The following is a 20,547-nucleotide window of genomic DNA, read 5'->3' as shown; positions in this document are numbered from 1 at the left end:
ATGATCGATATCGCACAGCTCCCGACCCGTCGGCCCTTCTTCCGTCGTCGGAAGACCTGCCCGTTCTCCGGCGCCAATGCTCCGAAGATCGACTACAAGGACATCAAGCTGCTTCAGCGCTACGTGTCCGAGCGCGGCAAGATCGTGCCGAGCCGCATCACGGCGGTTTCCGCCAAGAAGCAGCGTGAGCTGGCCCGCGCCATCAAGCGCGCCCGCTTCCTGTCTCTGCTGCCCTACGTGATCAGCTAAGACATGCGCCTAGCGCCCGGCGGCCAGTTCGCCGGGCCCCTTTGGGACAGAGCCGGGAAAACCCGTGACCTGCCCCTAACCGCCTGATCATCCGGTCCGGCGGGACAGACGGAACAGGAGTTTCCAAAATGCAAGTTATCCTTCTGGAGCGCGTTGCGCGCCTCGGCCAGATGGGCGACACCGTTCGCGTTCGCGATGGCTATGCCCGTAACTACCTGCTGCCGCAGGGCAAGGCCCTTCGCGCCACCAAGGCCAATGCGGCCCGTTTCGAGCAGGAGCGTGCTCAGCTTGAAGCCCGCAACCTTGAGCGTCGTAGCGAAGCCGAGCAGGTCGCAGCCAAGCTCGACGGCCAGAGCTTCATGGTGATCCGCTCCGCGGGCGCCACCGGCCACCTCTATGGCTCGGTCTCCACCCGCGACATCGCCAACCAGCTGACCGAAGGCGGCTTCTCCGCCCAGCGCAGCCAGGTTCGCCTCGACACCCCGATCAAGACCATCGGCCTGCATGACGTGATCATCGTCCTGCACCCGGAAGTCGAGGTCACGGTTCAGGTCAACGTCGCGCGTTCCGAGGACGAAGCCGAGCGTCAGGCCCGTGGTGAAGACCTCACCCAGCGCGATCACGACGAATTCGAGTTCGAAGAAGACGACGAGCTTGAAGGCGACGAGAGCGAAGAAGGTGAAGAGGGCGAAGAAGCCTTTGCCGAAGCGGACGCCGAAGAGGCTGCTGCCGAGGAAGACGAAGCCTGATTTCAGGTTTTCGCTTTTTTCCTTCTCGCCACGCGAGACATTCAACGGCGCCCCTCGGGGCGCCGTTTTTGTTTATTGCCAAATTCCTAAGCGCCCGCCTCGCCTTAGCGACGGGTGAGGTTTCGATAAAGTTGTCAACAACGATTCCGACGAGACGGAGTCACCTTCGGGAAAACGAGTCAACGCCATTCCCGCCGAATGCGGCCACTTGGCCAAGCGAATTAACTGAATTAACAGGCTGGCCTGTGGATTGCTGTTCCCGATCATTTTCCCGGTGGATAAGACTTCCGAAGAGCCCATCATGAGGATAACCACATGGGGTCGGGGGCAACCCGCGCGGGGTCATTTTGCACAGCGCGGGCTTCACCGGCATTATCGGGCAACATTACTGGGAATGAGCCGAGGCGGCTGAGCGGAACACCCGCCGGACCGCTTGTGCTCAAGGAGACCTCTCGAATGGCTAGCACTGCGCCGAAACTGGAGCCTGCCACCACGCTCTCGCGCACGGCCCCGCACAACGCGGAAGCCGAACGGCAGCTGCTCGGTGCGATTCTCGTCAATAACGAGACCTTCTATCGCGTATCCGATTTTCTGGAGGCTCAGCATTTCTATCTGGCGCCCCACCAGCAGATCTACGAGATGATTGGAAAGCTGGTGCGCGCGGGCAAGATCGCCTCCCCGATCACGCTGAAAACCTATTTCTCCGCAGACACCCAGATCGCGGATCTTTCCGCGACCCAGTATCTGCTGAGGCTGGCCGCCGATGCGACCTCCATCATCAACGCCGAGGATTACGGGCGCACCATTTATGATCTCGCCATGCGCCGCGACCTGATCCGCATCGGCGAGGACATGGTCAACATCGCCTTCGATGCTCCCATTGACATGCCGCCATCCGCCCAGATCGATGATGCGGAACGCCGTTTGTTCGCGCTGGCGGAAACCGGAGGCGCAAATGCGGGCTTCGTTTCTTTCGGCGAAGCGATCACCTCCACCATCGACATGGCCAATGCCGCCTTCCAGCGCGAAGGCGCGCTGTCGGGCATTTCGTCCGGGCTTCGCGACCTCGACGCCCGCATGGGCGGTCTCCAGCACTCCGACTTGATCGTGCTGGCCGGCCGTCCCGCCATGGGCAAGACGTCGCTCGTTACCAACATCGCCTATAATGTCGCCTCCGCTTATCGGGCGGAGGAAATGCCCGACGGCACGATGAAGACCATCGACGGCGGCGTGGTCGGCTTCTTCTCGCTGGAAATGTCGGCGGAACAGCTCGCCACGCGTATCATCTCCGAGCAGACGGAAATCTCGTCCTCCAAGATCCGCCGCGGTGACATTTCGGAAGCCGATTTCGAAAAGCTGGTCGCCGCCGCTCAGCACATGCAGACCGTGCCGCTCTATATCGACCAGACCGGTGGCATCTCGATCTCGAACCTCGTCGCACGTGCGCGCCGCCTGAAGCGCCAGCGCGGCCTCGACCTCATCATCATCGACTATATTCAGCTGCTTTCCGGCTCCGGCAAGCGCTCCGACAACCGTGTGCAGGAAATCACCGAAATCACGACGGGCCTGAAAGCGCTCGCCAAGGAACTGAACGTTCCGGTGATCGCGCTGTCCCAGCTGTCGCGTCAGGTGGAATCGCGCGACGACAAGCGCCCGCAGCTTTCCGACCTTCGCGAATCGGGTTCAATCGAGCAGGATGCCGACGTGGTCATGTTCGTGTTCCGCGAGGAATACTATCTCAGCAAGACCATGCCCCAAGAGGGCAGTGAAGATTTTTTCAAATGGCAGGCGGACATGGACCGCGTCGCAGGGCGAGCCGAGGTGATCATCGGCAAGCAGCGTCACGGCCCCACTGGCACCGTCGATCTGCAGTTCGCCGGCGAATACACCCGCTTCTCCGATCTGGCTCAAGACGATCACCTGCCCGAACGCACGGAATGACGTGATGTCGAATGCGGAGAAGGATGCGCGGCTGGCATGCAGCCGGTTGAGCATCGATCTGGGCGCCCTCGCCCATAACTGGACCTACCTCGCCTCCAAGGCGGGAAAGGCCGAATGCGGTGCCGCCATCAAGGGCGACGGCTATGGCACCGGGCTCGCCAAGGCGGCGCAGGCGCTCTTTACTGCCGGGTGCCGCACGTTCTTCACGGCCGTTCCCGAAGAAGGCCTCGAAGCCCGCGCCGCCTGCCCTGAGGCCCGTGTATTCGTACTCGGCGGGCTGCTGCCCGATGCCGCGCACCTCTACCACCAGGCGGGCCTGATCCCTGTTCTCAACTGCGTGGCCGAAATCCGCGACTGGGCGGACTATTGCGCCTCCATCGACACGCCGTTGCCCGCAGCCATTCATCTCGACACCGGCATGAACCGGATGGGCCTGACGCTGGACGAGGCAAAGGCGCTCTCCGCCGATGGCAACCTGCTGGGATGCTTCGAGCCCGTCCTGATGATGAGCCATCTCTATTGCGGCGGCGATCCGGACACCGCCGTCAGCGCGCGTCAGCTCCAGCGGTTCAAGGACATGACCGCGCTCTTTCCCGGTGTGCCGCGTTCGCTCGCCAATTCCGCAGGGATTTTCCTCGGCCCCGATTATCACTTTGAAGTCGCCCGCCCCGGCATCTCGCTTTACGGCGGGGCGGCGATGGATGACGGCGAAAACCCGATGAAGCCCGTGGCGACCGCTGAAGCCCGCATCCTGATGCTGCGCGACGGTTTCAAGGGCGAGACAATCGGCTACGGCGCAAGCCAGACACTGACCCGCGACAGCCGCATCGCCATTCTCGGCATCGGCTATGCCGACGGCTATCACCGCCTTGCGGGCACCGGCGGCCCGCAGGGCCCGGCAAACGCATGGATCAACGGCCACACCGTGCCGTTGCTCGGCCGCGTCTCCATGGATCTGATCGCGGTGGACGTGACGGACGTCCCCGAAGACGCCTGCAAGCGCGGTGACTGGGTGGAGATGTTTGGCCCGCACATTTCGGTCGATGAGGTGGCCGCCAAGGCGCTGACCATTGGCTACGAATTGTTGACCGGCCTTGGCCGCCGCTATCGTCGCAGCTATATCAACGCTCCTCAGGACAACACGGTGCGCTGAGCCGCCGTCCTTGCCCCAACCACCGGAAAACGGAGCCACATGGCCAAGCGCACGACCCAATATGTCTGTCAGAACTGCGGCGCTGTCACCGCGCGTTGGGCCGGAAAATGCGATGCCTGCGGTGAGTGGAACTCCATCGTGGAGGAGAACCTCGGCGGCATCGGCGCAAGCCCGAAGCTGCGCGCCAAGTCGCGCGGGCGGGTCATTCCGCTGGTCGGGCTGACAGGCGAGGCCCGCGAGGCCCCGCGCATTATCTCTGGCCTTTCCGAACTCGACCGCGTGACCGGTGGCGGCTTCGTGCGCGGCTCCGCTCTGCTTGTTGGCGGCGATCCCGGCATCGGCAAGTCCACATTGCTGATCCAGGCATCCGCTGCGCTGGCGCGTGCCGGTCACCGCTCCATTTATGTCTCCGGCGAAGAAGCCATCGATCAGGTGCGCCTGCGCGCCGAACGCCTCGGCCTTTCCGACGCGCCGGTGGCGCTGGCGGCGGAAACCAGCGTCGAGGACATCATCGCCACGCTGGAGGCCGAAGCCGCGCCTGCGCTGGTTATCATCGATTCCGTCCAGACACTTTGGAGCGATCAGGTCGAATCCGCGCCCGGCACGGTCACGCAGGTGCGGGCGGCCGCCCAGGCCATGGTCCGCTACGCCAAGAATTCCGGTGCGACCGTCGTCATCGTCGGCCATGTCACCAAGGACGGCCAGATAGCAGGCCCGCGTGTTGTGGAACACATGGTCGATGCCGTTCTCTATTTCGAGGGCGATGGCATGCACCAATACCGGGTGCTGCGCGCGGTCAAGAACCGCTTCGGCCCGACCGATGAGATCGGCGTCTTCGAGATGGGGAATGCGGGCTTGCAGGAAGTTGCCAACCCCTCGGCCCTGTTTCTGGGAGAGCGCAACGGGGCCAGTCCGGGGGCCGCGGTGTTCGCCGGGCTTGAAGGCTCGCGCCCTCTGCTCATCGAGATACAGGCTCTTGTCGCGCCCTCGCCGCTTGGCACACCGCGCCGCGCGGTGGTCGGCTGGGAATCGAGCCGCCTGTCAATGATACTGGCCGTTCTGGAAGCGCGTTGCGGGGTCCGGTTCGGACAAACCGACGTCTATCTCAACGTGGCCGGGGGATTGCGGATCAACGAGCCGGGAGCCGATCTTGCAGTGGCGGCGGCGCTGGTGTCGTCGCTCAGCGGGGTTGCCCTTCCCTCGGAGAGCGTCTATTTCGGCGAAGTCAGTCTGTCGGGCGCAATCCGACCGGTCGCTCAGGCCCCGGTCAGGTTGAGAGAAGCCGGCAAACTGGGGTTCACCCGAGCCTTCGTGCCCCGGGCGAACCTCAAGGACGATTCGGATCGCGAAATTGCGGTGCGCGGGATGGCGGAATTGAGCGATCTTGTTGCCGATGTGGCCGCCGGAGCATTGGACGGCGCGTGAGCCACCGCAAATGCGGCTTTGGGCCGTCGTGATACGAGGAAAAACCCGGCGCGACCTCGTCGCGGCGCGTCGAACGTGATATCGAAACTTGCAAAGTCTGAGGACGGCAAAAGCCGCTGGACGAGCGCGGGAGCCTGGCACGCCATGCCGATTACCATTCTGGACGGAATTCTGATCGTGATCATGCTGGTCTCGGCCGTACTGGCCATGATCCGCGGATTCGTACGAGAAGTGCTGTCCATCGCCTCATGGTTGGCCGCCGCCGTGGCCGCCTACCTGCTTTATGACAAGCTGCTGCCCTTCGCGAAGCAATACATCGCCAATGACCAGATCGCGCTTGGCGCGTCCGTCGCCGTGGTCTTTCTGATCACGCTCATTTTGGTATCCTACATCACCATGCGGATTTCCGACTTCGTGCTGGACAGCCGCATCGGCGCGTTGGACCGGTCGCTGGGCTTCCTGTTCGGGGCAGCGCGCGGCCTGCTGCTGGTGGTTGTGGCCATGCTGTTCTTCAACTGGCTGGTTCAGGAACAGAAACAGCCGAGCTGGATCGCCAATGCGAAGTCGAAGCCGCTCTTGAATTCCATCGGTGCGAAGATCATCTCTGCCCTGCCGGAAGATCCGGAATCGGAGATCATCAACCAATTGCGCAATCGTGCGACAGGCCGCGAGGAAGAGGCGACGCCGCCCCCGGCGGACGGCGCCGACAATACCGGCTATTCGGACCGAGAACGCAATGTGATCGATCAGCAGATCGAGGCCTCCCAATCTGCCAACTGAGCATAATCGATGCGCGACGGATCGTGACGATCGTCGCGGCAATTGCCGGACGCCCCACCCGGCCCGAGGAGTAGTCATGAGCGACAAACCGCTTTCCCCCGCGTCTCGCGATGAGGCCGGGCTCGATGACGCCATGGAAGACGATCATTTTCACGATGAATGCGGCGTCTTCGGCGTCTTTGAGCACGCCAATGCAGGCGCGCTGGCAGCACTCGGCCTCCACGCGCTCCAGCACCGCGGACAGGAGGCGGCGGGCATCGTCTCCTTCGATGGTCGCCAGTTCTACAACGAACGCCACATCGGCCTCGTCGGCGACAACTTCACCAAGCAGTCGGTCATCGATCGCCTGAAGGGCAACCGGGCCATCGGCCATACGCGCTATTCCACGACCGGCGCGCCGGTGCTGCGCAACGTCCAGCCGCTTTATGCCGAGCTTGCAGGCGGCGGCTTCGCGGTCGCCCATAACGGCAACCTCACCAACGCCCAGACGATCCAGCGCCAGCTTCAGGAGCGCGGCTCGATCTTCCAGTCCACCTCCGACACCGAGACGATCATCCATCTCGTCGCCATGAGCGCCAAGGACAAGTTCGTCGACCGTCTGATCGATGCGCTGAACCAGCTTGAAGGCGCCTACGCGGTGGTCGCGCTGTCGGAAAAGAAGCTGATCGGCGTACGCGATCCCAATGGCGTACGCCCGCTGGTGCTGGGCGATCTCGACGGCACCTACGTGCTGGCTTCGGAGACCTGCGCCCTCGACATCATCGGCGCGCATTACGTGCGCGACATTGAGCCTGGCGAGATGGTGGTCATCACCGAAAGCGGGCTTGTCAGCATGCGCCCCTTCGAGCAGTCGCCGAACCACTCGCGCTTCTGCATCTTCGAATATGTCTACTTCGCAAGGCCCGATTCCTTCTTTGACGGCACGAACGTCTACACCGTGCGCAAGCGCATCGGTGAGGAACTCGCCCGCGAATCCGGCATCGATGCCGATATCGTTGTGCCCGTGCCGGATTCCGGCACTCCTGCCGCCATCGGCTATGCGCAGGAAGCGGGCCTTCCCTTCGAGCTTGGCATCATCCGCAACCACTATGTGGGCCGCACCTTCATCCAGCCCACAGACAATATCCGCCACATGGGCGTGAAGCTGAAGCACAATGCCAACCGGCTGATGCTGGCTGGCAAACGCGTGGTTCTAGTGGACGATTCCATCGTGCGCGGCACCACGTCGCTGAAGATCGTGCAGATGGTGCGCGACGCGGGCGCGAAGGAAGTCCACATGCGCATCGCCTCGCCGCCCACCCGCGACAGCTGCTTCTACGGTGTCGACACGCCCGAGAAATCGAAGCTGCTGGCGTCGCGCATGACGATCGAGGAAATGGCCGACTACATCAAGGTCGACAGCCTCGCCTTCCTGTCCATCGACGGTCTCTACCGGGCGGTGGGGGAAGCGGGCCGCAACGGGGATGCCCCGCAATATTGCGACGCCTGCTTCACCAGCGACTATCCCACCCCGCTGACCGACCGCTCCGGCACGTCGGAAATCCGCAATCTCAACCGTCTGGTGGAGACGAGCTGACGCGCGCCTCCCCTCAGTCCACCAAGGCCCATCCCTAGCCTTCCCTCGTATCCCGTTTTCAAAAGTGGATCGTTCATGACCAAGCGTTTTGAAGGAAAGCTCGCCGTCGTTACCGGCGCTTCGCGTGGAATTGGCTATCAGGTGGCAAAGGGACTGGCCGCCGAGGGCGCACACATTGTTGCGATCGCGCGCACGGTTGGCGGCCTGGAAGATCTCGATGACGAGATCCAGGCCGCAGGCGGACGCGCGACCCTCGTGCCGCTGGACCTGACGGACTACGATGCGATCGACCGGCTCGGCGCCTCCATCTACGAGCGCTGGGGCAAGCTCGACATCCTGGTCGGCAATGCGGGCCTTCTGGGTGTACTCTCGCCCGTCAGCCATATCGACCCGAAGGACTTCGAGCAGGTCATGGCGGTCAACGTGACGGCCAACTACCGCCTCATTCGCTCACTGGATCCGCTCCTGAGGGCCTCTGAGGCCGGGCGCGCCGTTTTCCTGACCTCGGGCGCCGCGCACAAGTGTCGCCCCTTCTGGGGCATCTATTCCATCACCAAGGCCGCTCTGGAGGCCATGGCCCGCACCTATGCGGCGGAAACCGACACAACCAGCAACGTGCGCGTCAATCTGGTGAGCCCCGGCCCCATGCGCACCGCGATGCGTGCCAAGGCCATGCCCGGTGAGGACCCGGCAACCCTGCCCCATCCAAGCGAGATCGTCGGCCCCATCATGGACTTGCTCTCGCCGTCCTTCGACCAGAGCGGCATGCTCTACAACTTCCCCTCCCGCTCGCTTCATTCCTTCTCGCAGGAATAAGCCCGGCGGAAGCAGCGGCAAAACGACAAAGGGCCCGATCCTTGCGATCGGGCCCTTTTTTTGCCTGTTCTGAAGTCTCTGCCCAGACTATCTGCGCTTTTTCGCCTTGTTGGCGTAAGGGTTCTCGCCCTTGCGGAATGACAGACGGATTGGCGTGCCTGGCAGCTTGAAGGTCTCGCGGATGCCATTGACCAGATAACGCAGATAGGCTTCCGGCAACTGCTCGGGCCGCGAGCAGAACACCACGAAGTGCGGCGGACGGGCCTTTGCCTGTGTCAGGTAACGCAGCTTGATCCGACGGCCCGCAACCGCCGGGGGCGGATGGTGGGCGACGACGCCTTCCAGCCAGCGATTGAGACGCGCGGTGGAAACGCGCGCGTTCCACATCTTGTAGGCATCGAAAACGGCTTCCATCAGCTTGTCGAGCCCATAGCCAGTGGTTGCCGAAATCGGCACCATCGCTACGCCGCGCACCTGGTTGAGATAGCGCTCCGCCTTGTACTTGATCTCAGTCCAGGCCTCGTTGCGGTCTTCGATCGTGTCCCATTTGTTGAAGGCGATGACCAGCGCACGGCCCTCTCGGACCACCAGGTCGATGATCTGGAGATCCTGCTTTTCAAACGGGATCTGTGCATCGAGCGTCACGACCACCACTTCCGCGAACTTGATCGCGCGCAACGCATCGGCCACGGAGAGCTTTTCAAGCTTTTCCTGCACACGCGCCTTGCGCCGCATGCCAGCCGTATCAAACAGCTTCACATGCCGCTCACGCCATTCCCAGTCCACCGAGATGGAATCGCGGGTGATGCCGGCCTCCGGGCCCGTCAGAAGGCGGTCCTCGCCCAAGAGCTTGTTGATGAGCGTGGACTTGCCCGCATTCGGACGCCCAGCGACGGCAATCCGCAAGGGACGTTCCGCCGTGCCGGTCAGATCCTCTTCCTCTTCGTCCTCGTCCAGCTCGGGGTCGAGAACGATGTCGGTCTCCGCTTCGTCAGCCTCGCCTTGTTCGGCTTCCGTCGCATCGAAGATCTCGCGAAGGCGGTCGTAAAGCTCGCTCAAGCCCTCGCCATGCTCGGCGGAAAACGGCACGGGATCGCCAAGCCCGAGACCGTAGGATTCATAGACCCCCGGCTCGCCCGCACGTCCCTCCGCCTTGTTGGCGAGCAGGATCACCGGACGCGCGATCTTGCGCGCCACCTCGGCGAAATGCGCGTCGAGCGGGGTCACACCAGCGCGGGCGTCGATCACGAACAGAACGACATCCGCATCCGCGATGGCTTCTTCGGTCTGCTTGCGCATGCGCCCGGCAAGGCTCGCATTATCCGCGTCCTCCAGCCCCGCCGTATCGACGATGGTGAAACGCAGATCGCCAAGGCGCGCTTCGCCGGGACGGCGGTCACGCGTGACACCGGGCGTATCGTCCACAAGCGCAAGGCGCTTGCCGACAAGACGGTTGAACAGGGTCGACTTGCCCACATTGGGGCGGCCGATAATGGCGACGGTCGCGTTCACGCCCGTGCTCCTTACGATGAATTGGTGGCTTCAATATGAGCCGCTTCACGAGCGGCATACACGAAAATGGCCGGCGCGCGAAGAGCACGCCGGCCCGAATGATATTCAGACGCCCGATGGTCCGTCAGTTATAGGCGACGATATCGCCTTTTCCGCTGACCGTGATCAGGCGACCGCCCGCAACGATCGGAGACATGAAGATGCGTTCCGAGGTTTCGCGGTTGGAAATGATCGTCCCGTCGGTCGGGTTGACCTGCCCCATGCGTCCGTCGCTGGAGAACATCCAGAGGCTGTTTCCGGCCAGAACCGGACCCGCCCAGTTGGACTGCTTCTTTTTGGTGCGCACCACGGGAAGCTGGGTAACCCACATCGGCTTGCCGGACTTCAGATCAAGCGCAGCCAGCCTGTCGTTCAGATCGATCAGGAAGACAGCGTTACCGGCAACAACCGGCGTGTGAACCGACCCGATATTCTGTTCCCAAAGACGCTCGCCGCTCTTCAGGCTCACCGCAATGGTGCGCCCACCGACGCCAGTGGCGATGACCGTGCCGCCCGCGATCACCGGGCTGGCCGAGACGTCCGCCAGCCCCGAGACCGCCGCCGTACGATAGGAGCGGCTCACTGCATCCGACCATTCCGGCGTTCCGTCCTTGGCATCGAGAGCGGTCACTTCACCGGAAGAGAACGGAACGACGATCTTGTTGCCCGAAACCGCGGGATTGGCCGATGAGAGCAGGCCCGCGGTTTCCGGAATGCCGGCATAGGACCACACCTGCGATCCGTCCTCGGCGTTCAGCGCGACGACTTCGTTCGTCTGCGTGACGACGAAGACCTTGCCCCCAACCGCCGTCGGTGCGCCGCGTGCGGGCGCCTCAAGCGAAACCGACCATAGCTGTCCGCCATTGCCCGGGTTCAGAGCGGCCATCGAGCCGTAGCCGGTGGCGACGAAGATCCGGCCGCCGTCGGCGGCAATGCCGCCGCCCAGCGCCGTGTCGCTTTCACCTTCCGGACGCAGGTTCGCCGTCCACTGGCGACCACCGGCGGTGGAAAGCGCCGTGACCGTGCCGTTCTGCTCGTAGACATAGATCCGGCCCTGATAGGAAACGGGACGCGCGGAGACACGCGGCGCGGAGCTGCCGAAGCTGGAAAGCTTGTAGGAGCCGCCTGCGAGCGTCGCCTTCCAGGCGCGCGCGCCGTTGCCGGCCATCGCGACATGGCCGGGATTGTTCTGCGCATTGCCGCCGGCCTGGCTCCAGTCGCCACCGCCGCTTGCGCCGGGAATGGAGGCCGTCTTGCGCTCGAAACCGGCATTGTCGAGCGCGTTCGCGCCGTCGAAGAGCGGCTGACGTTCACCGGGAAGGATCTCTTCCTTCTCGCCGAACGGATTGAGTGCGGAGACGGAAGAACAGCCGCTGAGAACGGCGGCTGCGAGAATCACCGCGCCTGCCGCCCGAAAGCGGCCTCCGCGGCCAATACCGTCAGAAGGCAGGAACTTCATGGTCACTGACTATTCCCTTCATCGCCGGCGGCAGCATCGTCGCCTGTGGCAACAGCCGGCCCTTTTGCCGCTTCGATCAGCGACTGCATCATACGCGCCCGCGTGGTCACGTCGGCAGGCGTGGACGCGTCCTCAAGGATCATCGAGAACCACTTTTCGGCATCGCCCAAGTCTCCGGCCTTCCAGGCCGCGAGCCCCATGATTTCCCATGCGGTTGCCCGCATCGCATTGGCGTCATCCGTCAGAGCCTCCACACGGTCAGCCACCTGATCGCGGGTTTCCAGATCGACGGCGAGATACCCGGCCCGAATGGCGGCCACATCGCGGAACTGCTGATCGACGGATGTGTCATTGGCGATGGCGCTGAAGGACTGAAGGGCTTTTTCCTTGTCCCCCGCGGCCGCCATCTCTCCCGCCTCGCGCATGCGCGCCAGCATCGGATAGCCGCCAATGGAATTGGAGAGCTTCGCGAGTTCCTGCAGGGCCTGGTCGTGATCGCCCGCATTGCCCGCATCAATGGCCGTCAGAAACTCGTCACCGGCCTGAGCCGACTTCTGACCCTGCGAATACTCCCAGTACCGGTAGCCACCCGTACCCACGACGATCAGCACCGCAACGCCGATGATATAGGGCGCGAACCGTTTCCACAGTTTGCCATAACGATCGCGCCGAAGGTCTTCATCGACCTCGCGAAAAATGTCGGACATCGAACCTCGCTCGAAAACTCAATCGAACCCCGCGGCCATCCCCTCATCGGGGCCCGCCGGGGCGGACAGCCAGCCGGGACAAATCCGGCTTTGGGATCCGTGCCTTGCATCGGCCTGCTCACATGCGTGGCAAAGGCCGGATCGCCGCCGGACCATACATGCTCGCCCCGCGCGACGCAATCTGACCGGACGGCACATTCTCCCGCCATTCCCGGATGGTCTCTTGCGTCGCGGACATGGCGAATTTGCGGCCAACAACCGCCTGTTTCGGCTCCTATTCGTTGGAGGCGACCTTTTTCGGCATTCCATACACATATTCCGGCGCCGGGAAGGTCCGCGCGCGGACTTCCTGCGCGTAATCGGAAAGCGCAGAATCAATCGCATCGCCAAGGCGACCATAGGTCTTGACGAATTTCGGAACGCGCGGCGACAGACCCAGCATATCCTCCAGAACGAGGATCTGGCCGTCGCAGGCGCTCGACGCCCCGATGCCGATCGTGGGAATGGCGATCTGTTGCGTGATGCGCGCAGCAAGCGGCTCCACCAGCCCCTCAAGCACGACACCGAAGGCCCCGGCCTCGGCGACGGCTGCCGCGTCGGCTTCCAGATCGACCCATTTGCTCTCGTCGCGCCCCTGCACCTTGTAGCCGCCCATCGTGTTCACCGCCTGCGGCGTCAATCCGATATGCGCCAGAACCGGCACACCGCGGTCGGTCAGATAGCGGATCGTCGGCGCGATGTGGCGTCCGCCTTCCAGCTTGATCGCCCCGCAGCCGGTTTCCTTCATCACCCGCGAGGCGGTGCGGAAGGCTTCCGCCGGTTCCGCTTCATAGGAGCCGAACGGCAGATCAACCACCACCAGGGCGCGCTCGGACCCGCGCACAACCGCCTGTCCATGCAGGATCATCATCTCCACCGTGACGGGAACGGTCGATTCAAGACCGTGCATGACCATGCCCAGCGAATCCCCCACCAGCATGAAATCCGCATGGCGATCGACAAGCCGCGCCGTGTGCGCATGGTAGGCGGTCAGCGAAACGATCGGCTCTCCCCCCTTGCGATTGGCGATATCGACAGCCGTCAAGCGGCGGGTCTGTCCATGTGAGGACATGGCTTCACTCCTCCAGGTTCATAGTCTTCTTCAGCCGATGACCGGAACGCCGATCAGCCACAGATGCAGCTTCATCACAAAGGCCGCGTAAAGCACGACGCCGATCACCACGACGAGAATGTCATTCACGATCGGCCCCTTTACGGGCGCAGGCGCAGGCCGCCGCTTCATCGAGATACGATCATAGACGGCCCAGGCCAGGAACGAGGCAAACAAAACCAGGGACGCGAGATCGCCGTTCACCAGCAGGTGCGACAGCGCCCAGGCCTTTACCGCGACGAGCATGGGATGCTTGACCGCCGCCTTGATCTTTCCCGGCAGAAAGCTCGCCGGCAACACGATGAATGCGATGAGCATCAGCAGCATCGTGACGTGGCGCATCCAGTAGGGCGGGTCATAGACGAGCGCAGGCCCCTGATCGCGCGCCATGCCATATCCATAGACGATGAGCGCAAACCCGACCAAAGCAACGACGCTGTGCGCAGCGCGGTACCCAAGCGCACCGACACGCTCCACCAGCGCGCTGCGCAGTGCTGGGCGCGTCGGAACCATATGCGCCGCAAAGAAGACGACGAGCCCAAGAACCAGAATTTCCACGGTACCCTCCAGTTTGCCCCAAAATCCGATGGCCTTGGCGAGCAACATGCCCACCGCCTCGAATACCCCCGCGATTGGTTTGCTCTATATCAAAATGCGTTCGACAGCGGGAGGCTTCTGACCCGCTTATTTTCGACAGGACACACCGACAACTTCGCCGAACGCCCCGGCGGAACGCCTCCGCAGGCGCCCCGGCTGCAGCCTCGCGCATTCGAAACGGCGGGCAGTATCGAAAATATTGTAGCAATTACAGATATATATTCGCCTTTGTCACACCAGTATTCAGGCGATGTGTAATTTTCTATTCACCTCCACCCGCTATGTTGCACAGGCTAGAGTTGAAAGAACGAGTTTCGGAATGGATGGCGAGAACCGTCGTAAATCACATCGCAGACGCATGCTTCAGGGCGGAAAGATCGTCTATGGACGCAGCGCGCTCCTGATCGATTGCATGATCCGCGATCTTTCTGAAGAAGGCGCCCGTCTCAAGGTCTCCAACGCCCGCGATGTGCCCGACAACATCCGACTGTTCAACAGCGGCGAGAAAACAATCATCGACGCAAAGGTCATGTGGCGCTCGCCGCGCGAGGTCGGTGTGCAGTTTAACGGGCAGTTTCAGTCGGTCATCGACGACCCCGATCCGAAGATCCGCAACCTCCGCTTCAACGATTAAGCCGCCAGTCGATCATCCTAAGTACTTATTGCAAGTCGAATGGTATAATCGGCGCGACGCAAGTCTTTCCAGTTTCCGGACAGGATCTGACGCGTTCACATATCAGTGAGCACGCGCATATCCGCATGTCTTGGTGATCCACATCACTCGATTTCTTAAATTTTGCGACATACTGTCGCTGATATGCAAGATCCATGTGGGGGCATCATGCTTAGAAAGATACTGCTCGGATTGCTTCTGACTGTCGGTTGCTCACAATTGGCAGCAGCGAATGCGAACTCGAATTTCGGATATGAAGGGCCGTCCATCGTCGCGGTGGTCGATATCTCCGACCAGAGGCTCGCCGTCTACAATTCCGGCGTCCTCCTGCACAAGTGGAAGGTCTCGACCGGGCGGCGCGGCTACATCACGCCGGTGGGGCGTTACAAACCGTACCGCGTCCACAAGATGTGGCGCTCGCGCAAATACGACAATGCGCCCATGCCCTATTCGGTGTTCTTCCACAAGGGCTGGGCCGTCCATGGCACCAACGCCGTCAGCCGCCTTGGTCGCCCGGCCTCGCATGGCTGCGTCCGCCTTGCGCCCAAGAACGCCAAGGCGCTTTACCGCCTTGTGCGCAAATACGGCATGAACGACGTGGAAATCGTGATCCGCAAATAGGGACACGCCGACATTGTGTCCGATCACACGGTCCGTTCGAAATAGCGCACGCGCTTGCCGCGATCTCCCAGAGATGCGGAGCCGACCTCCTTGAAGCCAAGCGCGGCGTGAAACGCATCCGAGGCCGGGTTGGGCGGGTCTTCGTTGACTTCGCAAACGACCCGGCCCACGCCGCTTGTGCGCGCATGCTCGAAGACGGCCTCATAGAAGCGCCGCGCGATGCCACGGCCGCGCTGCTCGGGCGCGACACAGATCCGGTCCACATAGACGAACCTGTCGAAACGCTCCCGGAACCAGAGAAAGTTCGGGCTGCTGTAATCGGCCGCCTGATCGAATGCCAGCAGGAACGCGGATCCGTCATCGGTGCACAACGCCACGCACGCCTCGCCGATCATCGCCTGCATCTCGTCGCTTTCCAGAAAGCTCAGCTCCGTTGCATGAGCATTGTTAAGCGCCAATAACTGCGATGTCGGGGAGATTTCCTGTGCCCGCAAAGCGCGGAGCTCCGCACAAGCGCGCTTTTCGCCGTCAGCCATGTCGTCTCCTTGGAAATCAAAAAGGGCCCGGGTGGAAGGTTCACCCGGGCCCGGTTTCGTATACGATTCTGCGACAGAGGCAATATCAGCCTTCTGCCTTGGTCTGAGGCGCGCCCCCTCCCCGCGGCTTGCCGGGGAAGACCCGGCGCACCATGACGAAGAGCAGAGGCGCGAAGAACACCGCCAGAAGCGTGGAAGCGATCATGCCGCCCATCACCGCGATGCCGATGGCGTTCTGACTGCCCGAGCCCGCGCCCGTCGCGATCGCCAGCGGCGTCACACCGAGGATGAAGGCGAAAGAGGTCATCAGGATCGGACGCAGACGCTGGCGCGCGGCTTCAAGCGTCGCAGACACCACGTCCTTGCCGCGCTCCTGCCACTCCATGGCGAACTCCACGATCAGGATCGCATTTCGTGTCGCCAGACCGATGGTCGTCAGCATGCCCACCTTGAAGTAGACGTCGTTGGCTTGCCCGAACAGAAGGGCGAAACCGAGCGCGCCCAGAACGCCGATGGGAACCACCAGCATGACCGAGAACGGGACGCTCCAGCTTTCATAGAGCGCAGCCAGCGACAGGAACACCACCAGGACCGAGATCCCATAGAGGAAGGCGGCCTGATTGCCCGCGATCTTTTCCTGAGCCGAAAGCCCGACCCATTCGAAGGTGAACCCTTCCGGCAACGTGCCAATGATCCGCTCGATTTCGTCCATCGCCTGCCCGGAGCTCACGCCGGGTGCAGCCGCACCCTTGATCTGAACACCGGACAATCCGTTGAAGCGTTCAAGCCGCGGAGAGCCGTAGATCCAGCGCCCCTTCGCAAAGGCGGAGAACGGAACCATGTCGCCTTCGGTATTGCGCACATACCATTTGTCGATGTCCTCCGGCTGCATGCGGAACTTCGCATCGCCCTGCACACGCACCGACTTGATCCGTGTTTCATAGACGAAGTCGTTGACATAGGTCCCGCCCCACGCGGTCGACAGCGTGTTGTCGATATCGGACAGCGAGATCGAATAGGCGCTCGCCTTCTCGTCATCGATGTCGATGTGATACTGGGCGGTGTCTTCCATGCCATTGGGGCGCGTACCCGTCAGAAGCGGGCTCTGGGCCGCCTTGCCAAGCAATTCATTGCGCGCCGCGATGAGCGCATCGTGGCCACGCCCGGCCGCATCCTGCAGATAGAGGTCGAAGCCACTGCTGGCGCCGAAGCCGGGAATGGCAGGCGGCGCCAGAGCGAAGACCCGCGCATCCGCATAGGTGCTGAACTCCCGCATCGCGCGCATGGCGATGGCCTGTGCCCCGGCGTTCTTGTCCTTGCGAAGGTCGAAGTCCTTCAGGCGCACGAACATGATGCCGACATTCTGGCCTTCGCCACCGAACCCGAAGCCGATGACGCTCATGACACCGTCGACATAGGCGCTTTCATCTTCGAGATAGTGCTTGCGTACGCGCTCGATCACAGCATCCGTCTGCGGTTCGGTCGCGCCCTGGGGCAACTGGATCGAGGTGATCAGAATGCCCTGGTCCTCTTCCGGCAGGAACGAGCCCGGCACCAGAGTGAAGAGATAGACAACCAGCGCGATGATGCCACCAAAGGCAATCAGGTATGGCGTTGGTCGACGGATCGTGCTGCGCACACCACCGGTATAGCTCTCCGAAGCCCTGTCGAAGCCCCGGTTGAACAGACCGAAAAAGCCGCGCTTCTTGGCTTCCGAATTGGGGGCCTTGAGGATTGTCGCGCACAAAGCCGGGGTCAGGATCAGCGCCACCGCCACCGAGAGTGCCATTGCGGTGATGATGGTGACGGAAAACTGGCGGTAGATGACACCGACCGACCCGCCCATGAAGGACATGGGCGTGAAGACCGCGCCCAGAACGAGCGTGATGCCGATCAGCGCGCTGGTGATTTCCTGCATGGACTTGATCGTCGCCTCGCGCGGACCAAGCCCCTCCTCCTCCATCACGCGTTCGACATTCTCCACCACGACGATGGCGTCATCGACCAGCAGGCCGATGGCCAGCACCATGGCGAACATCGTGAGCGTGTTGATGGAGTACCCGAGGAACGCCAGCATGCCGAAAGTGCCCAGAAGCACCACCGGAACGGCGAGCGTGGGGATCAGCGTCGCGCGGAAGTTCTGCAGGAAGACGAACATCACGAGGAAGACAAGCACGATGGCTTCCACCAGCGTGTGCATCACCTTCTCGATCGACATTTCCACGAACGGGGTCGTGTCATAGGGGAACACGACCTGGGTTCCCGCCGGCAAGGTCGGCCGGATATCGTCGATGACCTGGCCAACCGCCTGCGCGGTGCTGATCGCATTCGCGCCGGTTGCCAGATAGACCGCCAGACCGGCGGAGGGCTTGCCGTTGAAGGTCGACTTGGTGTTGTAGCTCGATGCACCCACTTCCACGCGCGCAACATCGTTGAGACGCACGAGCGAACCGTTCGTGGCGCTCTTGAGGATGATGTTCTCAAACTGATCGACGGTCTGGAGACGGCTCTTGGCCGTCAGCGTCACATTGAGCGCCTGACCGTCAACCTGCGGTTTCGCGCCGAGCTGGCCTGCGGAAACCTGCGTGTTCTGGGCGCGGATCGCAGCCGTCACGTCGCTCGGCATGAGCGCATATTTGTGAAGCTTGGCCGGATCCAGCCATATCCGCATGGAGTATTCGGCACCGAACAGGCGCGTGGAACCGACGCCCGGCAGACGGCTCAGCCGATCCTCGATATTGCTGTCGATCCAGTCCGCGAGGTCGGTGTTGGTCAGCGTCCCGTCTTCGGAGACGAAACCAATGACCATCATGAAGTTGTCGGAGGACTTGGTGACCGAGATCCCGGTTTCCGTGACCGCCTGTGGCAGCTGGTTCTGGACAAGCTGGAGCTTGTTCTGAACCTGCATCTGGGCGACGTCGGCATCGGCTTCATTGGTGAAGGTGAGCGTGATGGACACGCGCCCCGTAGCCGACGAAGTCGACGTCATGTAGTCGAGATAGTCGATGCCGGTCATGCCCTTTTCGATCACTTTCGTGACCGTGTTCTCGACCGTCTGTGCATCCGCCCCCGTATAGGTGGCGGAAATCCGCACCGTCGTCGGCGAGATTTCAGGGTATTGCGATACCGGAAGATTGAACAGCGCCATCGCGCCGCCGAGCATCACGACAATCGCGAGCACGGCGGCGAAAATGGGCCGCCCGATGAAAAAGCGCGACATGAGTGGCCCTCAGCGTTCGTTCGTTTCGGCGCGGTCGGACGCCATCGCGGTGCCAGACTTCAAAAGGCTGACTTCTGTCTGCTCGATGTCTCGCGTGGAGACCTCCTGACCTGCGCCGACCTTGGAGTATCCCTCGACAATGAGCTTGTCGCCCTCCGCGATCCCGCTGTCGATCAGCCAGTCATTGCCGACGGAACGCTGGATCGACAGAACCCGAACCTCGACCTTGCCTTCCGGCGTGACGAACTTGGCCGTCGCATCCCCGTTCGGCGTATGCGTCACAACCTTCTGGGACACCAGGAAGCTTCCTTCCGCAACGCCCTCCTCAAGGAGGCCACGTACATACATGCCCGGCAACAGGAGCTTCTCGGGATTGGGGAATTCGAGGCGGATGTTAAAGGTTCCGGTGGTCTGATCGACGCTACTCTCCATGAAGGACAGCGTGCCGCCGACACCATAGAGCGACCCGTCCTCAAGCCGCAGACGAACCGAAATATTGTCGCCACTCGTCTTCACGTGGCCTTCCTCGATCGCACGGCGCAACCGCAGAAGATTGGTGCTCGACTGGATCACATCCACGTTGATCGGATCGAGGGTACGGATTGTCGTCAGCGCCGTGGTCTGTTGCGCCGTCACCAACGCGCCAACCGTGACCGATGAGGCATCCACCTGCCCGGAAATCGGCGCCTTCACCTTGGTGTAGTCGAGATTGATCCGGGCCGTTTCCACATTCGCCTTGGCGGCAGCGACCTCGGCCTTCGCCTGGAGCAATTCCGAGCGGGCGTCATCGTAATCCTGCTGGGAAATGGCGTTCTGCTTCACCAACCCCTCATAGCGATCGAGCTTGGACTGGGCGCTGGGCACCGCGGCCTCGGTCCGCTGCAAGGTGGCGAGAGCGGAATCATACGTCGCCTGATAGGTCGCCGGATCGATCTCATAGAGAACGTCACCTGCCTTCACCGCGCTCCCTTCCTTGAAGAGGCGCTTGGTGATGATCCCGCCCACCTGCGGGCGAACTTCCGCAACCAGGGACGCAGAGGTGCGTCCGGGAAGCTCCGCGGTAATGGCAACCGTTTGCGGGTGCATGGTCATTACCCCGACAACCATCTTTCCCGGAGGCGCGCCCGAAGGCCCGGATTGGGGTTTGTCATCACAACCGACAAGAGCAAGACTGAAGAGCCCCGCGCAGACAACGCCTGCCACACGGCCAAGGCGACGAACCGAAAGATTTTGAGGGAAATACACGACCCGGACCTCGCTACGGCATGTGTCGGCTCCCGGTCCATTGGGGTTACCGCACCAGACACAACCATTTACAACACTGGAGTTTTGCATTAGTATTTT

General features: G+C 62.3%; 18 protein-coding genes. 10 read left to right on the top strand and 8 right to left on the bottom strand.

Annotated features, from left to right (window positions below; all coding sequences use genetic code 11):
* The 8 genes from rpsR to ABGM93_RS04105 all read left to right on the top strand — a co-directional run bounded on the left by rpsR (position 1) and on the right by ABGM93_RS04105 (position 8,689).
* Positions 1-249: a 30S ribosomal protein S18 gene (rpsR, locus tag ABGM93_RS04140; RefSeq protein ID WP_107990063.1), complete on the top strand. Its 249-nt coding sequence runs from the start codon at positions 1-3 to the stop codon at positions 247-249.
* Between the two features lie 128 nt (positions 250-377).
* The gene (rplI, locus tag ABGM93_RS04135; protein ID WP_321503764.1) at positions 378-998 is read left to right on the top strand and encodes a 50S ribosomal protein L9; all 621 of its coding nucleotides are present in this window, start codon (positions 378-380) and stop codon (positions 996-998) included.
* A gap of 456 nt (positions 999-1,454) precedes the next feature.
* The gene (locus tag ABGM93_RS04130) at positions 1,455-2,939 is read left to right on the top strand and encodes a replicative DNA helicase (protein WP_321503762.1); all 1,485 of its coding nucleotides are present in this window, start codon (positions 1,455-1,457) and stop codon (positions 2,937-2,939) included.
* A gap of 4 nt (positions 2,940-2,943) precedes the next feature.
* Positions 2,944-4,092, top strand: coding sequence for an alanine racemase (gene alr / locus ABGM93_RS04125; protein WP_321503760.1), 1,149 nt, complete (start codon positions 2,944-2,946; stop codon positions 4,090-4,092).
* Positions 4,093-4,131: 39 nt separating this feature from the next.
* Positions 4,132-5,517 carry a DNA repair protein RadA gene (radA, locus tag ABGM93_RS04120; RefSeq protein ID WP_321503757.1) on the top strand — a complete coding sequence of 462 codons (1,386 nt, stop codon included), beginning with the start codon at positions 4,132-4,134 and terminating at the stop codon, positions 5,515-5,517.
* 144 nt (positions 5,518-5,661) lie between these two features.
* Complete coding sequence (locus ABGM93_RS04115) at positions 5,662-6,297, top strand: CvpA family protein (RefSeq protein ID WP_321503755.1); 636 nt, start codon at positions 5,662-5,664, stop codon at positions 6,295-6,297.
* A gap of 133 nt (positions 6,298-6,430) precedes the next feature.
* Positions 6,431-7,873 (top strand): amidophosphoribosyltransferase, encoded by a 1,443-nt coding sequence (purF, locus tag ABGM93_RS04110; protein WP_321505728.1) that lies wholly within the window; start codon positions 6,431-6,433, stop codon positions 7,871-7,873.
* Between the two features lie 75 nt (positions 7,874-7,948).
* On the top strand, positions 7,949-8,689 hold the full coding sequence (locus ABGM93_RS04105; protein ID WP_321503753.1) for an SDR family NAD(P)-dependent oxidoreductase: 741 nt from the start codon (positions 7,949-7,951) through the stop codon (positions 8,687-8,689).
* Positions 8,690-8,776: 87 nt separating this feature from the next.
* Here the strand turns inward: ABGM93_RS04105 and der are convergent, their stop codons facing one another.
* From der to ABGM93_RS04080, 5 genes are all read right to left on the bottom strand, one after another.
* Positions 8,777-10,201: a ribosome biogenesis GTPase Der gene (gene der, locus ABGM93_RS04100; RefSeq protein ID WP_321503751.1), complete on the bottom strand. Its 1,425-nt coding sequence runs from the start codon at positions 10,199-10,201 to the stop codon at positions 8,777-8,779.
* 124 nt (positions 10,202-10,325) lie between these two features.
* Complete coding sequence (locus tag ABGM93_RS04095) at positions 10,326-11,699, bottom strand: PQQ-binding-like beta-propeller repeat protein (protein ID WP_321505726.1); 1,374 nt, start codon at positions 11,697-11,699, stop codon at positions 10,326-10,328.
* A gap of 2 nt (positions 11,700-11,701) precedes the next feature.
* Positions 11,702-12,406, bottom strand: coding sequence for a tetratricopeptide repeat protein (locus ABGM93_RS04090; protein ID WP_321503749.1), 705 nt, complete (start codon positions 12,404-12,406; stop codon positions 11,702-11,704).
* Positions 12,407-12,680: 274 nt separating this feature from the next.
* A complete protein-coding gene (gene panB, locus ABGM93_RS04085; RefSeq protein ID WP_321503747.1) occupies positions 12,681-13,517 on the bottom strand; it encodes a 3-methyl-2-oxobutanoate hydroxymethyltransferase in 837 nt (278 codons plus the stop codon).
* Between the two features lie 30 nt (positions 13,518-13,547).
* The gene (locus tag ABGM93_RS04080; RefSeq protein WP_321503746.1) at positions 13,548-14,162 is read right to left on the bottom strand and encodes an NnrU family protein; all 615 of its coding nucleotides are present in this window, start codon (positions 14,160-14,162) and stop codon (positions 13,548-13,550) included.
* A gap of 310 nt (positions 14,163-14,472) precedes the next feature.
* Between ABGM93_RS04080 and ABGM93_RS04075 the strand changes: the two genes are divergently transcribed.
* Both ABGM93_RS04075 and ABGM93_RS04070 read left to right on the top strand, forming a co-directional pair.
* Entirely contained in the window at positions 14,473-14,787 is a 315-nt protein-coding gene (locus ABGM93_RS04075; RefSeq protein ID WP_321503745.1) for a PilZ domain-containing protein, read from the top strand.
* A gap of 207 nt (positions 14,788-14,994) precedes the next feature.
* Positions 14,995-15,447: a L,D-transpeptidase gene (locus ABGM93_RS04070; protein WP_321503743.1), complete on the top strand. Its 453-nt coding sequence runs from the start codon at positions 14,995-14,997 to the stop codon at positions 15,445-15,447.
* 23 nt (positions 15,448-15,470) lie between these two features.
* On the opposite strand, the gene ABGM93_RS04065 is transcribed toward ABGM93_RS04070, so the two are convergent.
* The 3 genes from ABGM93_RS04065 to ABGM93_RS04055 form a co-directional block, all read right to left on the bottom strand.
* The gene (locus tag ABGM93_RS04065) at positions 15,471-15,983 is read right to left on the bottom strand and encodes a GNAT family N-acetyltransferase (RefSeq protein WP_321503741.1); all 513 of its coding nucleotides are present in this window, start codon (positions 15,981-15,983) and stop codon (positions 15,471-15,473) included.
* Positions 15,984-16,068: 85 nt separating this feature from the next.
* Positions 16,069-19,203, bottom strand: coding sequence for an efflux RND transporter permease subunit (locus ABGM93_RS04060; RefSeq protein ID WP_321503739.1), 3,135 nt, complete (start codon positions 19,201-19,203; stop codon positions 16,069-16,071).
* A 9-nt stretch (positions 19,204-19,212) separates the two neighbouring features.
* Positions 19,213-20,310, bottom strand: a complete 1,098-nt coding sequence (locus tag ABGM93_RS04055; protein ID WP_321503738.1) for an efflux RND transporter periplasmic adaptor subunit — start codon at positions 20,308-20,310, stop codon at positions 19,213-19,215.
* Between the last annotated feature and the right edge of the window lie 237 nt (positions 20,311-20,547).

Origin of the sequence: Breoghania sp., assembly GCF_963674635.1 — a bacterium.
GTDB lineage: Bacteria > Pseudomonadota > Alphaproteobacteria > Rhizobiales > Stappiaceae > Breoghania.
Note: the sequence above shows the minus strand (reverse complement) of the source record. Positions and strands in the feature narration are given on the sequence as shown.

Bases quoted from the DNA above. Each gene is read 5' to 3' on its own strand.
- rpsR (WP_107990063.1), top strand. From the start codon at position 1: ATGATCGATATCGCACAGCTCCCGACCCGTCGGCCCTTCTTCCGTCGT.
- rplI (WP_321503764.1), top strand. From the start codon at position 378: ATGCAAGTTATCCTTCTGGAGCGCGTTGCGCGCCTCGGCCAGATGGGC.
- ABGM93_RS04130 (WP_321503762.1), top strand. From the start codon at position 1,455: ATGGCTAGCACTGCGCCGAAACTGGAGCCTGCCACCACGCTCTCGCGC.
- alr (WP_321503760.1), top strand. From the start codon at position 2,944: ATGTCGAATGCGGAGAAGGATGCGCGGCTGGCATGCAGCCGGTTGAGC.
- radA (WP_321503757.1), top strand. From the start codon at position 4,132: ATGGCCAAGCGCACGACCCAATATGTCTGTCAGAACTGCGGCGCTGTC.
- ABGM93_RS04115 (WP_321503755.1), top strand. From the start codon at position 5,662: ATGCCGATTACCATTCTGGACGGAATTCTGATCGTGATCATGCTGGTC.
- purF (WP_321505728.1), top strand. From the start codon at position 6,431: ATGGAAGACGATCATTTTCACGATGAATGCGGCGTCTTCGGCGTCTTT.
- ABGM93_RS04105 (WP_321503753.1), top strand. From the start codon at position 7,949: ATGACCAAGCGTTTTGAAGGAAAGCTCGCCGTCGTTACCGGCGCTTCG.
- ABGM93_RS04095 (WP_321505726.1), bottom strand. From the start codon at position 11,699: ATGAAGTTCCTGCCTTCTGACGGTATTGGCCGCGGAGGCCGCTTTCGG.
- ABGM93_RS04090 (WP_321503749.1), bottom strand. From the start codon at position 12,406: ATGTCCGACATTTTTCGCGAGGTCGATGAAGACCTTCGGCGCGATCGT.
- panB (WP_321503747.1), bottom strand. From the start codon at position 13,517: ATGTCCTCACATGGACAGACCCGCCGCTTGACGGCTGTCGATATCGCC.
- ABGM93_RS04080 (WP_321503746.1), bottom strand. From the start codon at position 14,162: ATGTTGCTCGCCAAGGCCATCGGATTTTGGGGCAAACTGGAGGGTACC.
- ABGM93_RS04075 (WP_321503745.1), top strand. From the start codon at position 14,473: ATGGATGGCGAGAACCGTCGTAAATCACATCGCAGACGCATGCTTCAG.
- ABGM93_RS04070 (WP_321503743.1), top strand. From the start codon at position 14,995: ATGCTTAGAAAGATACTGCTCGGATTGCTTCTGACTGTCGGTTGCTCA.
- ABGM93_RS04065 (WP_321503741.1), bottom strand. From the start codon at position 15,983: ATGGCTGACGGCGAAAAGCGCGCTTGTGCGGAGCTCCGCGCTTTGCGG.
- ABGM93_RS04060 (WP_321503739.1), bottom strand. From the start codon at position 19,203: ATGTCGCGCTTTTTCATCGGGCGGCCCATTTTCGCCGCCGTGCTCGCG.
- ABGM93_RS04055 (WP_321503738.1), bottom strand. From the start codon at position 20,310: ATGGTTGTCGGGGTAATGACCATGCACCCGCAAACGGTTGCCATTACC.